13 protein-coding genes and 1 tRNA gene are annotated in these 13,373 nt (G+C 60.0%); 5 read left to right on the plus strand and 9 right to left on the minus strand.

What is annotated here, in order from left to right; translation table 11 throughout:
* Position 1: 1 nt before the first annotated feature.
* From RIG82_01015 to RIG82_01025, 3 genes are read right to left on the minus strand one after another with little or no spacing between them, the layout of a single operon-like run.
* Positions 2 to 793 carry a TatD family hydrolase gene (locus tag RIG82_01015; protein MEQ9459518.1) on the minus strand — a complete coding sequence of 264 codons (792 nt, stop codon included), beginning with the start codon at positions 791 to 793 and terminating at the stop codon, positions 2 to 4.
* Positions 790 to 3,090, minus strand: a complete 2,301-nt coding sequence (locus RIG82_01020; protein MEQ9459519.1) for a DUF255 domain-containing protein — start codon at positions 3,088 to 3,090, stop codon at positions 790 to 792. The genes RIG82_01015 and RIG82_01020 overlap by 4 nt, the downstream gene beginning before the upstream one ends.
* A gap of 59 nt (positions 3,091 to 3,149) precedes the next feature.
* A complete protein-coding gene (locus RIG82_01025; protein MEQ9459520.1) occupies positions 3,150 to 3,974 on the minus strand; it encodes an MIP family channel protein in 825 nt (274 codons plus the stop codon).
* A gap of 67 nt (positions 3,975 to 4,041) precedes the next feature.
* On the opposite strand from RIG82_01025, the gene RIG82_01030 reads away from it, so the two are divergent.
* Positions 4,042 to 5,112 (plus strand): phosphotransferase, encoded by a 1,071-nt coding sequence (locus RIG82_01030; GenBank protein ID MEQ9459521.1) that lies wholly within the window; start codon positions 4,042 to 4,044, stop codon positions 5,110 to 5,112.
* Between the two features lie 60 nt (positions 5,113 to 5,172).
* On the opposite strand, the gene ilvC is transcribed toward RIG82_01030, so the two are convergent.
* Positions 5,173 to 6,186 (minus strand): ketol-acid reductoisomerase, encoded by a 1,014-nt coding sequence (gene ilvC, locus RIG82_01035; protein MEQ9459522.1) that lies wholly within the window; start codon positions 6,184 to 6,186, stop codon positions 5,173 to 5,175.
* 268 nt (positions 6,187 to 6,454) lie between these two features.
* Positions 6,455 to 6,976, minus strand: coding sequence for a hypothetical protein (locus RIG82_01040; protein MEQ9459523.1), 522 nt, complete (start codon positions 6,974 to 6,976; stop codon positions 6,455 to 6,457).
* A 46-nt stretch (positions 6,977 to 7,022) separates the two neighbouring features.
* Here RIG82_01040 and RIG82_01045 point away from each other — a divergent pair, with 46 nt between their 5' ends.
* Positions 7,023 to 7,475 (plus strand): arsenate reductase ArsC, encoded by a 453-nt coding sequence (locus RIG82_01045; GenBank protein ID MEQ9459524.1) that lies wholly within the window; start codon positions 7,023 to 7,025, stop codon positions 7,473 to 7,475.
* A 53-nt stretch (positions 7,476 to 7,528) separates the two neighbouring features.
* On the opposite strand, the gene RIG82_01050 is transcribed toward RIG82_01045, so the two are convergent.
* The 3 genes from RIG82_01050 to RIG82_01060 all read right to left on the minus strand — a co-directional run bounded on the left by RIG82_01050 (position 7,529) and on the right by RIG82_01060 (position 10,124).
* A complete protein-coding gene (locus RIG82_01050; protein MEQ9459525.1) occupies positions 7,529 to 8,332 on the minus strand; it encodes a PEP-CTERM sorting domain-containing protein in 804 nt (267 codons plus the stop codon).
* Between the two features lie 259 nt (positions 8,333 to 8,591).
* Complete coding sequence (locus RIG82_01055; GenBank protein ID MEQ9459526.1) at positions 8,592 to 9,350, minus strand: spondin domain-containing protein; 759 nt, start codon at positions 9,348 to 9,350, stop codon at positions 8,592 to 8,594.
* A 183-nt stretch (positions 9,351 to 9,533) separates the two neighbouring features.
* Positions 9,534 to 10,124 carry a TetR/AcrR family transcriptional regulator gene (locus tag RIG82_01060; protein MEQ9459527.1) on the minus strand — a complete coding sequence of 197 codons (591 nt, stop codon included), beginning with the start codon at positions 10,122 to 10,124 and terminating at the stop codon, positions 9,534 to 9,536.
* A gap of 405 nt (positions 10,125 to 10,529) precedes the next feature.
* Here RIG82_01060 and RIG82_01065 point away from each other — a divergent pair, with 405 nt between their 5' ends.
* A complete protein-coding gene (locus tag RIG82_01065) occupies positions 10,530 to 11,444 on the plus strand; it encodes a PEP-CTERM sorting domain-containing protein (protein ID MEQ9459528.1) in 915 nt (304 codons plus the stop codon).
* A 193-nt stretch (positions 11,445 to 11,637) separates the two neighbouring features.
* Here RIG82_01065 and RIG82_01070 read toward each other — a convergent pair.
* Positions 11,638 to 11,711, minus strand: a tRNA-Arg gene (locus RIG82_01070).
* 209 nt (positions 11,712 to 11,920) lie between these two features.
* Between RIG82_01070 and RIG82_01075 the strand changes: the two genes are divergently transcribed.
* Together RIG82_01075 and RIG82_01080 are read left to right on the plus strand one after the other, a co-directional pair.
* Positions 11,921 to 12,583 carry a sugar transferase gene (locus RIG82_01075; protein ID MEQ9459529.1) on the plus strand — a complete coding sequence of 221 codons (663 nt, stop codon included), beginning with the start codon at positions 11,921 to 11,923 and terminating at the stop codon, positions 12,581 to 12,583.
* Positions 12,584 to 12,606: 23 nt separating this feature from the next.
* Complete coding sequence (locus RIG82_01080; protein MEQ9459530.1) at positions 12,607 to 13,368, plus strand: polysaccharide biosynthesis/export family protein; 762 nt, start codon at positions 12,607 to 12,609, stop codon at positions 13,366 to 13,368.
* The last annotated feature ends 5 nt before the right edge of the window (positions 13,369 to 13,373 follow it).

The following is a 13,373-nucleotide window of genomic DNA, read 5'->3' on the forward strand; positions in this document are numbered from 1 at the left end:
GCTAATCGTTCTTTGTGAGTCGGTAGAAGCGTCGGGCGTTGTCATCGACCTGCTGCACGAACGCCTCGAAGCTCATCTTCCGACGCTTGGCGAGGAACCTGGCGACGTGAGTCACATACCGTGGCTCATTGGGCCTGACCTTGCGGTGCGGCTCGGGTGTGAGATAGGGGCTGTCGGTTTCGACGAGGAGTCGGTCGATCGGCACCCGGTCAGAAGCCTCGGCAAGGGCCGCAGCGGACCGGAAGGTCACGATACCGGTGAAGCCGACGTAGACACCCAGGTCCAGGACCTTGTTGAGTTCATCTACGGTCCCGGTGAAGCAGTGGAAGACGAAGCGGCGAGGATCGAGCCCGCTCTCGCGGACCATCGCGATCGTGCGATCGGTCGCTTCTCGGTTGTGGATCACAATGGGTAACTTGTCGAGCCCTGATTCGGCAGCGAGTCCCAGTTGGAGCGCGAAGGCACGCTCCTGCGTGGTCAGCGGCGGGTCATCGTAGTGGCAGTCGAGTCCCATCTCGCCAAGGGAAACGACGCCTTGACGATGGGCAAGTCGGCGAAACTCATCGAGGAATGCCTGTTCGTCGCCCACCTGTGCAGCGTGGTGTGGGTGGACGCCGACGGTCGCATGAACGTGCGCGTGATGCTCTGCAACCTGTAGAGCCGAAGCGCTGTCAGTGAGGGTGGTGCCGATGCTGATCATCGTGTCGACGCCGTCCTGCTGAGCGCCAGCGAGCACCTCATCGAGGCGCTCGGCGAGCCCATCGTAGGTCAGGTGGCAATGGGTATCGATCACGCGCGAGTCTCCATGGGCAGGATCAAGCGGTGTTTTTCGGGTGCCTGACACTCGGAGCCCGAGCAGGCTTGATGACTCAGGACGATAACGGGTTCATCGGCGGATGCCGGACCTTGTAGGCGCAGAGGAACTCGGACAACGCCCTCATAAACAGATAAGGGCTCGGATGAGAGACGGTTGTCCTGCGGCGTCGGCGTGGGCCAATCCGCCATCAGATGCCATGACGAGTGGGCTTCGCTGAGTCGAACGGTGATGGGCTGAAGTTCGTTGGCTTCACCTCCTGGCGCATAGACGTGAAAACCCTCCTCAATCTCGACGATCAACACGGCATCGATACGGCCATGCTGCTGGTCGCGCTCAACACTTTCGAGTCTTGCAGTGACCGGGCCCTGACGATGAGCCTTGCGTGGAGCAGGGCGTGTCACGTTCGGCTCGTGAGCCAGGAAGCGATGGAGGGCGTGCTGCAGATGCACCATACCAATGCCCATTTGGTCGAGGGATTCGGCGTTTGCGCTGATGAGCGATCGTGCCGCATCGAGATGATTTTGGTCCTGTGTCAGCTCGTAGAGATCGATCAGGTTGTGGGCCATTTGGGCGTTGCCGGTGGGGAGTGCGCCGTCGTATCGGCTGCAGGTGCGGACAAACAGTTCGTTATGGCCCTCTGAGGTATCGAAGTACCCCCCTGCTGGTGCGGCAAAGTGACGGTTGACCCGATCCAGCAGTCGGAGGGCATGGGACAGGGTGTCATGCGATGGGTCGGCCCGCAGGAGTTCGATGAGCCCGCTGATCATGAAGGCGTAATCATCGAGGAAGGCAGGGATCTGCTTTTGGCCGGAGCGCATGGTTCGATAGAGCCCGCCATCATCTCGGGTCATGTGCTGAAGGATCGCTTCCGAAGCCACCTTGGCCATCTCGGTCAGGCTTGGGTCATTCAGGATGCGGCCGCTGCGGGCCAGACCGGCAATAGCCAGGCCGTTCCAGCAGACGAGCACCTTGTCATCAGTGCCGGGTTGCTTCCGTTGATCCCGGGTCTGTCGCATCGTCTCGCGGACTTGCTGGCGAAGCGTCAGGAATGACTCAAGCGAGAGGTCTTCACGCCGGGCGATCTCAGCGAACGGTTGAGGCATAAAGAGCACATTGGCGGGAGGGTCATCGTCGTGATGCGGGTCCTGGAAGTTGACGCCAAGGTCGAGGCCGAGCAATCGTTCAGCGAAACCGCGAAGCTCGGGGTCTGTGAATACGCCATCGAGCTCTTCAAGTCGCCAGAGGTAGTTGCCGCCTTCACGCGCATCAACCTCTGCGTCCTGAGCCGACCAGAAAGCGCCCGATTTGTCGAGCATCTCGCGCTTGAGGTACGCGGCCGTCTCGCGGATCACCAGCGTGTAGAGCCCGGCATTGGGGTGATCGGGTTCGGCTTCGAGGGCTGCTGCGTAGAGCCAGAGCAACTGGCCGTTGTCGTAGAGCATCTTCTCGAAGTGCGGGACCAGCCAACGCTCATCGACAGCGTAGCGGTGGAATCCGCCGCCGATCTGGTCGTAGATCCCGCCTCGGGCCATACGATCGAGCGTCTGATGCAGGTGTTCGCGTAGCCTGTCATCCTGCCGAGAGATAGCGAGTTGAAAGCCGAGCAAAGAGGCCTGAGGGAACTTAGGCGACCCGCCTGTCCCCCCATGCTGGTGATCGAGCATCCGCCGGAGCTGATCGGCGGAGGCTTCGAGACTCGCCAAGCCCATCTCTCCGGACTCATCACGTTGTTCGAGTTGTTGGGTGACCATGGCAGCGAGTTGGTCGGCTTGCTCAAGAACTTCATCCCTGCGCGAAGCCCAGGCGTTTGAGAGGCCATCGATAACCTGGGGGAAGCCGGGCATGCCATGTGCTGGACCAGGAGGGATGTAGGTTGCGCACCAGAACGGTCGCAGGCCACGATCATCACGGCCCTTGGCACCGGGCGGAGTGAGGAAAACACTCATCGGCCATCCGCCACGACGGGTCATCGCCTGCACAGCGGCCATGTAGACATCATCGACATCCGGGCGCTCCTCGCGGTCCACCTTGATGTTGATGAAGTGCCGGTTCATCAGCTCGGCCATGGCGGGTTTCTCGAAGACCTCGCGTTCCATGACGTGGCACCAGTAGCAGGTCGAGTAGCCGATCGACAGGAAGATCGGCCGCTCCTCGGCGCGGGAACGCTCGAAGGCTTCGGGCCCCCATGGGTACCAGTCCACCGGGTTGTGGGCGTGCTGGAGCAGGTAGGGGCTGGTCTCGCGGGCCAGTCGATTCGATGGGAACTGTTTCATTGAAACTCACTGGAATAGCAAACAGATTGTCTTGTCACAGAGCCATCCTAGAGCGAGGGTTACTCACGGACAGGGGCGGGCCGAAAAACACGATCCCAGAGAACCCCTCCAAGCAGTCCGCCGACGACCGGAGCCAGAAGATAGATCCAGAAGCCGCCGCGGGGACCGGGTAACGCTGTGGGTCCCCAGCCAGCGAAGTATGCGAAGACACGGGGGCCGAAATCGCGCGCAGGATTGAGTCCGGCTTGGGTCAGCGGTGCGATCAGGCAGATGATCGCGGCGAGGGCGAGGGCGATGGCCACAGGCACTCCTGCAGGACCCGGGGCCATCTTGTTTCTAGGATCGGTCAGCGTAAAGATCATCCCGACCAACAGGGCAGTACCCAGCATCTCCGCGAGAAAAGCGCCCCCTGTGCTCAGCTCATCCCATCGCTCGGTCCATGCCGGGTCACCGACTGGATTAGGGAAATATTCGCCGTAGAGCATGGCCGTCGCGGCCCCGCCAGCGGACTGCATGTCGATCGCGTGCTCTGCGTGATAGGCCTGAATCATGCCGCTGAACATGACATGAAGCAGAGCCGCCGCGACGAACGCCCCGGTCGTCTGAGCCACGATGTATGGGACCACGCGGCGCATCTGGAAATCGCGGAGTGATGCGAAAGCCAGCGTCACAGCGGGATTGAGGTGCGCGCCGGACATCGAAGCGCTGGCGTATATCGCAAGGCTAACGGCCAGGCCCCAGACGGCGGCGACCTGCCCGATCCCAACCAAGTCGCCGGTCAGGACCGCAACATGGACCGATCCCACACCGAAGAAAACGAGCAGGAACGTGCCGAGTAGCTCGCCCAACAGCGCACCACGTAGTGGTAAGGTTTTCTGAGTCATGCGGGAAGATTACCGTTGTGGCGATTGTTAGTTGGGCATGAGCACCGATCTCTCTATCATTCGCCCCATGACTCCTGATGCCTGGCGACAAAAAAATCCTGAGTTCCCGTGGCTTGACAGCGAAGATCTGGGGTTTCTCCAGCGGATTCTCGCCCGCCTCGACGTGATCGATTCTGATACCCCCGTCACCGCTGCTGAAAAGGCTGGCGAGGGCAACATGAATCTGACGCTACGGGTCACAACACCGAGCGACAGCGTGATCGTGAAACAGTCCCGCCCGTGGGTTGAGAAATATCCCCAGATCGAGGCACCTTGGGACCGTGCCATTTCAGAAAAACGCTTCTATCAGGCCGTGTCGAGGATTAAGGGTGTAGAAGAGCGGATGCCGGAGCTCCTGGCCTTTGACGATGACGCTCGCATCCTTGTCCTTGAGGATCTCGGGCCTGCGGCGGACTTCACGGACGTCTATCAGGGCATCCCGCTTGGTGACGATGAGCTCCGCGATCTGGGCACCTTTGCTGCAGCGCTACACACCGTCGAGCATCGGGCCACTGACGATCACCTCGCCAACCGAGCGATGCGAAAGCTCAATCACCAGCACATCTTCGTGATCCCGCTTCAGCCCGGTGGGGTCGCTGGGATGGGACTCGACCTCGATGACCTTGAGCCCGGCCTGGCCGATGCAGCCAGCCTCACTCAGACCGATGGCCGGTTCGTCGAAATCGCCCTGGAGACCGGCGACCGATACCTCAGTGACGGTACACGGCTGGTCCATGGCGACTACTTCCCGGGCAGCTTCCTCCGCACCGAAACGCGTGGCGTGTTCGTGATCGACCCCGAGTTTGGCTACCTCGGCGACCCCTCCTTCGACCTGGGCGTCTTCATCGCGCACCTGGCACTGGCTCGGCAAGAGCGGGCGCTCGCGGAGACGTTCCTCGATGCCTACCTGGCCAGTCCCGATGCTCCCGAAGTCGATCCCATCCTGCTTGCGCGCTACGCCGGCTGTGAAGTCGTCCGCCGGCTCATCGGCGTCGCCCAACTCCCCATCGAGCCCACGCACTATGGTTTCCGCGCCGACCTGCTCCAAGCGGCCCGCGCTACAGCGATCTCGGGGCGTTACGGGTTACTGTGGTCGTAATAAAAAAGCCTCGGGCCAATACCCGAGGCTTTGACAAACGCTTTATGCAACGAGGGCGGGTCACATCTTGTCGATATCGACTGGCTTGAGCCAGGGCATCATGGCCCGGAGTTCCTTGCCGACCTTCTCGACCGCGTGGCCCTTGTTTTCTTCGCGCTGCTTCTTAAACCACGGGAAGCCCTTGGCGTAGTCATCGCGGAAGGCCTTGGCGAACCCGCCGTCCTGGATGTGCTTGAGGGCGGCTTCCATTCGCTTCTTGGTTTCGTCGTCGCAGATCTTCGGGCCGGTGTAGTAGTCGCCGAACTCCGCGGTGTTCGAGATCGAGTACCGCATGTAGTCGAGCCCGCCGCGCTTGATCAGGTTGATGATCAGCTCCAACTCGTGGCAGACCTCAAAATACGCCAGCTCGGGCGGGTACCCGGCCTCAGTCAGAACCTCGAAGCCCTTCTTGATCGACTCGGAAAGACCGCCACAGAGGACGACCTGCTCGCCGAAGAGGTCGGTCTCGCACTCGTCCTTGAAGGTCGTGACGAGGATGCCGCCCTTTCCGCCGCCGACACCGATGGCCCAGGCCATCGCCATCTCACGGGCTTTGCCAGTGGCGTCCTGGTGGATCGCCATCAGGCTGGGCACGCCGCCGCCTCTCTCATACTCCCAACGGACCGTGTGACCCGGACCCTTCGGGGCGACCATCACGACGTCCACGTCCTTGGGCGGGGTGATCGTCTTGAAGTGGATGTTAAAACCGTGGGTGAAACCCAGCGTCATCCCGGCGGTCAGGTTCGGGGCGATAGACTTCTCGTAGACATCCGGCTGGACCTCATCAGGCAGGGTCAGGATGACCATATCCGCCGCCTTGACCGCCTGATCAACCGGCATCGGGTCGAACCCGTGCTCAGCGGCCAGCTTGCCATTGGCTGAATCCGGCCGGTTGGCCACGATGACCTTGAGCCCTGAATCCCGAAGGTTCTGGGCATGGGCATGGCCCTGCGAGCCGTAGCCCAGCACCGCGATGGTCTTGCCCTTGAGGCCGTCGAGCGACCCGTCCTTGTCGTAAAGCGTCTCGATCGCCATGGCGATCTCCCTGATCTGGGGGTGAAAAAGAGTGCCGGGGCCGAATCCCGACACAAAACCGAGCCCGGCAAGGTAGCCGGGGGGTCGTCAGAGGTCAAAGAAGCGAGAGTATGAGGGTCAGCCAGCTCAAAACACCCAGAATGTAGGCCTTGGGAACGACTTAACTCGTTCAGGACTCCGCCGGTGCCCTGCTTGTAATGAGTTCCGCACTTTCATCTGAGGATCGATCTTGCCACGGTTCCAGTTGACCTCAATCCCCGAGCATGACCTAGAAAAAAGGCACAACCACGGCCACCAGGAAGTACAGATAAATCAGCGACAGCACAACCAGCAGACCGGTGTGAAACCAGCAAGCCCGCCGGTCCTCCGGGAAGTACGCCGCGATCTGGCGGCCATAGCGGACAAAGGCGAATGGGGCGTAGAAGAGATAAGCAATGTGAAGCAGGTAGCCGAGGCAGAGCATGGGCAGGCCAAAGACGGTGACAAGACCCGCGATGGCGGCCACAGCACCTCCAGACTGAGACTGCTGGGTGATGTTGGGTCCCCCAGCGAGATAAATGCAGAACACCACGAAGTAGGTGAACAGGATGTAAAGAATCGGATAAAGGCCAACGATGAGGACGCTGGCGAAAGCCGGCGGGTCTGGGTGGTAGCGATACTGCTTCCTGGGCTGGAAGAGCCCCGAGGGCTGGAAGTACGTTCGCCCACACTCCGGGCACTCGCCGCGCTCGGGCAATCCCTGCAGCGAATAGCCGCAGGAGGGGCAGTCCGGAATCAGCGGTTCGTCCAAACTCACACAAGTATACTAAAGCCCTACACCATTCCGGGAAACCACCATGCACGACAAACTCAAGCTGCTGTTCCTCTGTACCGGCAACTCCTGTCGATCCCAGATGGCCGAGGGCTGGACCCGCCATCTCTGGTCGGACCAGATCGAAACCTTGTCGGCTGGCGTGGTCGCCAAGGGGCTCAACCCCAACGCCGTGGCGGTCATGCGTGAGGCTGGCGTCGATATCGCCTCACAGCAATCTCGCACCATGCAGGAGGTCATCGAACACGGTTTTGAGCCCGATGTCGTCATCACGGTCTGTCAGCACGCCCACGAGAACTGCCCGGTGTTCCCCGCGAAAGCAAGAATCATTCACCGTGGGTTTGATGACCCGCCCCACCTCGCGGAGTTTGAGTCCGACCCGGAAGTCGCGATGAATCACTACCGGCGGGTCCGCGATGAGATCCGAGCTTTCGTCGAGACGCTCCCGGATGCGCTCGATCACCCCGGCATGAAATAACCCCGGTGCCCTGAGGCACCGGGGTTAAAGTCAAAGCATTTTTGGTTTTGCGATCAGGCGCGACGACGGCCAAGCATCAAGCCGCCCAGACCGAGCAGGGCGACACTTGCTGGCTCAGGAATGATGGCCACCGCGAACCGGTCGATCAACAGCGTGTCATTCGAGAAATCCTCGTTGAGGACCATCCGCACCGACTCGATGCCACGGGTCGGGTCCAGCGTGCCGGTACCAGCAGAGGTGAACGTAGCGCCATCATTGAATGAGTAGAACAGTTCAAATACGTCGGCGTCGAGATCAACGTCGAGCAGCGTCAGGACCCGGGCGCCACCAGCGAGGATCACATCGGGCGTATCCGATGCCCCCGTGCCGACGCCGTTGCCGTACAGGGTCACCTCAGTCGCTGAGGTCCGCTGGAAGAAGATCTCCGCTGTCACAAAGGTTGACCGCGGATCATTGGTGATCAGCGTGAGCCGGAACTCCTCGTCCTGGGCGGAGTCGAAAATCTGATCATCAAAGCTGTAGGTCACGTCCATCAGGGCGATGACACGGCCTGAATCGATCGCGTCCAGGTCGACGTAGTTGCTGCCGAAAGCTGTATTCGCCTTCAGCGAAGCGTCGAGCTGGCCCGAGCCGTTGGTGACGACATCGGCGCTGTCCGCATCAACGTCGAAGGTGGCGAGTGGATTGGCTGAGTTGGCGGCACCGTCAATGGTGGTCCCGGCGACATCGTCGAACAGGAAGTCCGCGACAAGGATGCCGCTGTTGAAATCGTCCAGCACAGAAGCTGAAACGGACCCACAGAGCACGAAACCCGAGACCAGAGCCGCTGCCCGGTAGCTACCATCAGATAGGAACATGAAATCTCTCCTCTAAAGTTTTTAGTTATGTAACACCCATCAGGCCTACCGCTAAGTATATCACCGAAACTGAAAACACCCAGAAGAATCCGGTTAAATCCCCGATTCAGAGCTGTTATTCACGATTTCAGCTTCCAGGACCTGGCTATCGCAGCAATCCGCCAGCCGCCAAGCGACTGACTCAGGCATCCAGATTAAGAAAAACCCCTCCACCCATGAAGGTAGAGGGGCTGAGAAGGAAGAAGCTGGTGCGCTGCAATCAGGCCATGCGCCTGCGGATCAGGCCCAGCCCAAGCAGGCCCAACAGACCTGCGCTGGCGGGTTCCGGGACAATCGTGATCCGAGCAATGAGGTCACTGGCTCCGAAGGTGCTCTGAACGGTGTAGATCGGATTGCTGGTGCTAATGAAGCTGGTCAGGTGAGCGGGCAGTGTCGGATCATCGAAGGCATTGATGACTGCCACGTCTGTAATCAACCCCGCCGCCCCGTCCTGACCAGCGACGAAAGCCGGGCCGTTGGCCGCATCGTTCGCCTCAGTGCCCGCATCATTCACATCACGCCCGAAGATGAGGATCTCGACCGGACCATTGAAGTTACCCAACGCGTCGAACAACTCGATCCCAAATGGGTTGCCATTGGCCACGAACAGATCGTTGCTAGGAATCACCATCGAGGCGTAGCTGAAGTAGCGATTCGTGGTCGCGTCGCCGACGTTGAGCGTCAGGCTGCCAGAGTCACCGGGCGTAAGCACCGGCGGGGTTGTCGAAGGGCTGAGAACGGTGCCATCCACACCGCCTACCAGACCCGCTGCACTCGCCGCGAATGCATCGCTGATCGGACCGGTCTGACCCAACTCGGCCAACTCTTCGGTGCCCGGAAAGCCCGCAAGAGTTGACCCGCCGTCGTAGCTATCGAACCCGCCATTGTGCACGGCGACCCAGAAGGGCGTAAACGAGAAACCGCCCTGCTCCTGGAAATTCTCAACCTTGATCGTGATCTCCTGAGCCGATGTGGACAAGCCGCCAAGGCCCAAAACGGCACCAAACGCTATCATTTTCAATCTCTGCTGATCCATCGTAAAACTCCTCCGATACAAGCGCGGGATAAGATTCAGGCAGGATCGGCCGCGCACCCGATCGTCCCGTGACAGTTCAAACAACATTCAGCAGCCGATCATCCGGCTGATCAGCTCAACACAGCATCATCCATCACCCGCCTGGGCCTTGGGCTTATCCGTACAACCAAGCACCCGTGCCATCGCATGGGCGACCTCTTCGGCGTACAGCAGCGCTGGCCCCGTCAACGTCCCTTCATTGATCCGCCGAGGCACCCCGAGCATCAGGCCCGCCACCATGGCGAGGGCAATATCGACATCCAACTCACGACACGATCCACGCCGGATACCCGACACAAGAACAGCACGGAGCAGCCGACTCTGCGTCGTGTAAACCTCCCCCAGAGACTCGGCGTAACTGCTCGGCATCAGCAACACATAAGTAAACGCATCGCGGTTGCCGTCGTAGTAGGCGTAAGTGAGATCGACCCATCGCCTGAGCTTCTCAGCCAGCGGCAGGTCGGCGTCCACCAGTTCGGTCTTGTCGTGAATCATCTCACCAACAATCTTGGCGTAGATGTCCTTCCAGAGGTCCTCTTTGTTCGTGAAGTGCCGGTAGAGAACAGCTTCCGTCACACCAGCCTCCCGGGTGATCGACCGCACCGACGCCCCCTGCATACCCTCGGCTCCGGCGACTTTCAGAGCCGCCTGCCGGAGCGCCTCCTTGGTGCTCTGCACGGTTGGATCCCCATGAGAACCTTTCACGCGTTGTAAACGATCATTGACCATACTCAGTCAACGGTCGTTGACCGTGTCTGATTCCCGATAAACCCTAAAAATTCAGAAGTCTCAGCAAATCTCTCGAAATCTAATCTGTCTCAAGACAACGCCGCAACCCTACAAGCACTCTAGAGAAAACTGATTGGCTCCCGCCCGATTCCCGCAGATCCAGGCGGGATGCTCATCCTCATAAACCGGGAAAACCCCTAAGAAACCATATATTTTTGCCTGATCTCCACCCTCTGACTTGCATCAGATTTCCTGTCTAGTACAGTTCGATATGTATACACTAGGATCAGCATAGCCAGATTTTTGGCATAAACACTTGAATCACCTTGATTTAAGAATCACAAGGAGACGGAGATGTCCATCATGATCAATCGCGCACGCTGTAGCACCCTGGCCCTCGCTACGGCCTTCACGACTGCAGCTGGAACCATGCCTGTCCAAGGTGCCCTGCTTGCCTATGAAGGATGGGATGCCTATCCCAACGGCACCAGCCTCGACGGCCTGGCCATCGAAGGCGGGATCGGCTGGAGCACCGGTGATGCCTGGACACGCTCTGGTGGGAACAACGGAGTCTATCTCACCGATGCAGGCACCAGCCTCGAATACAACGACGGCACAACCAGCCTCCTGACCTCGTCAGGCTCGGTAGCTGACGCCGATGATGGCAAGCGAGGCGGGTTTGATCGCAACTTCGATGCGACCGCCCTAAACAACGGCGGAGATCGCTGGTTCAGCCTCCTCTTCCGACTGGACGCCGGACCGACCGCTGATCTGGCGGATAACTTTGCCTATTCCGGCATCAATCGCTCTGCCGGCAGCGCCACCAACTCCGGTGCCATTGATGGATTTCGTCTGAAAAACTGGTCCGCATGGGCCGGGACTTACGATCTGATCGCCAACGCCAACGGTGCTGAGTCAGCCACATCAACCTCGCTGACCCACGGCAATACCTACCTCATCGTGGGTCATCTCTTTGACACAAGCCCCAACAATCAGGACGTTGTGACGATCTACCTCAATCCCGATGTTGGCGTGGCAGCCCCAGCTAACTTCGACGCTTCCCTCTCTGTCAACTCCCAGATCTCCAACGGCGACGACCTGCTGCAGTTCGCGTTCTCATCAATTGGCAATGCGATCAACAGCCCGTTCCAGTACCACATCGATGAGATCCGAGTCGGCGATACATTGATCGATGTCGTTCCGGCTGTTCCTGAGCCCGCTGCTTTGGGGCTACTGGCTGCGGGCGTTGTCCTCCTGAGGCGTCGCTGATCGCAGTGTCAACTAGGAACCTAGCTGACAACCCGCGAGCCCTATCACAATGTTCATCATCCGCACTGGATTCACGCCGTGAATCCAGTGCGGATCGTCTATCTACAGAGACAACAAGCACATCTGGGGACTGATAGGCCGCGGTAGGACAGGCCCCAGGAGGCGGATCCTGGCAAGCCTGACGGTCTAAAAATGCGCCTGGAGGGACTCGAACCCCCAACCCTCGGTTCCGAAGACCGATGCTCTATCCAATTGAGCTACAGACGCGAGATAATAGATCGTAGCGACCAAGCCCTCCTTCTGCCATGGCTGGCCGAGTCCGGATAACGCTCGATCACGCCCCGGATCGCCACGTTGACCAATCGTCCGGGACGGAAAATTCGTCACTGGCGGTTCAGCCCGCTTAAGTCGGCCATATCACCCGTCGATGTCCGTCTTGCCTGATGTCACAAACGGCACAGGCCCGAGGACCGACGATGACGACCCACATCCTCCAACCACGCAAGTCGATGATCGAGCCTGCCGTCCCCATGGGACAGCTCCGCTCGCCCGGCTGGGGCTACGAGCTGGTCAAGCGATCCCTCGACATCACACTCGCCAGCGTGGGACTGCTCATCATCAGCCCCCTGCTCCTGGGATGCGCGGTCTGGATCAAGCTCGCCGATGGCGGGCCGGTCCTCTTCTGGCAGTGGCGTGCTGGTCGTGATGGCTGGCTCTTCCGACTGTGGAAGTTCCGCACCATGACCCTCGACGCCGAAGATCGCGGGGCCCAGCTAGCGTCCGTTGGCGACCGCCGCATCCTCCCCGGATGCAGTTGGATGCGCAAGAGCCACCTCGATGAGCTACCGCAGCTGTGGAACATCCTCATAGGTGAAATGAGCCTGGTCGGCCCTCGACCCGAACGTCCGGAAATCATCGAGGAACTGCGCCAGGAACTGCCCCGAGTCGAGTGGCGCCTTACCGGACCTCCAGGACTAACAGGACTTGCACAGGTCCGAAACGGTTACAGCAACGATGTGAAGGGCATGCGACGAAAGCTCGCCTTCGATCTCAAGTACCTCCGTCGACGATCCACCGTCGGCGATCTGCGTCTGCTCGTGCAGACCCTGCCCCGCTGCTGGGACCCCACCGCGTGCTGAGACGGCCACAGGAAGCCTTGACCATGAAGACACCAGCCCGAACACGCCAACTCGCCGCAGCCCTCGCCCTCGGACTCACCACCGCTGGCACCGTCGGCTGCCAGCCAACCTACACCGACTACAGCGCGTTTGTCCGTGTGCCGAGGCCTGCCGTCACGGCCACGGAGTACCGCATGGCTCCACCCGACAGCATCGCCATCAGCTCAAAGCGTGTCCGCGAGATCAATGGCGTGAATCAGCAGATCCGACCCGATGGCATGATCACACTGCCCCTGATCGGAGAGGTCTTCGTCGCCGAGAAAACACCTCTGGAACTCGGGGCTGAACTCGAAGAGCTCGCCAAGAGCTACTACAACGACGCGGACGTGACGGTCAGGGTAACCAGCTTCTCGAGTAAGAAGATCTACGTCTTTGGCGAGGTTGGCCGTTCAGGACCCTTTGCCTACAACGGCACCAACACCGTGTTCGATACCCTCGCGAGGGCACAGCCCAGCCGTCTGGCGAATCCCGAGAAGATTCAGATCCTTCGGCCTAATCCCGACGGCACGATGCGTCGGATGATGACCGTCAACTACAACAAAATGGTCCAAAAAGGTGACACGACCCTAGACGCCGTTCTAGAGGAGAACGACGTCATTTATGTCCCACCCAGCGCCCTCGCATCCATCGGGCTTGCCGCCCAGCAACTGCTGCTGCCGCTGCTACCGGCCGCTGCTGTCGTGAACGGACCCGCAGATATCTCTGACGCGGCCGGGCGCTACAACAGCACCGAAGAAACTAACTGATCAGG

This window comes from Phycisphaeraceae bacterium, from assembly GCA_040222855.1.
Taxonomy (GTDB): domain Bacteria; phylum Planctomycetota; class Phycisphaerae; order Phycisphaerales; family Phycisphaeraceae; genus Mucisphaera.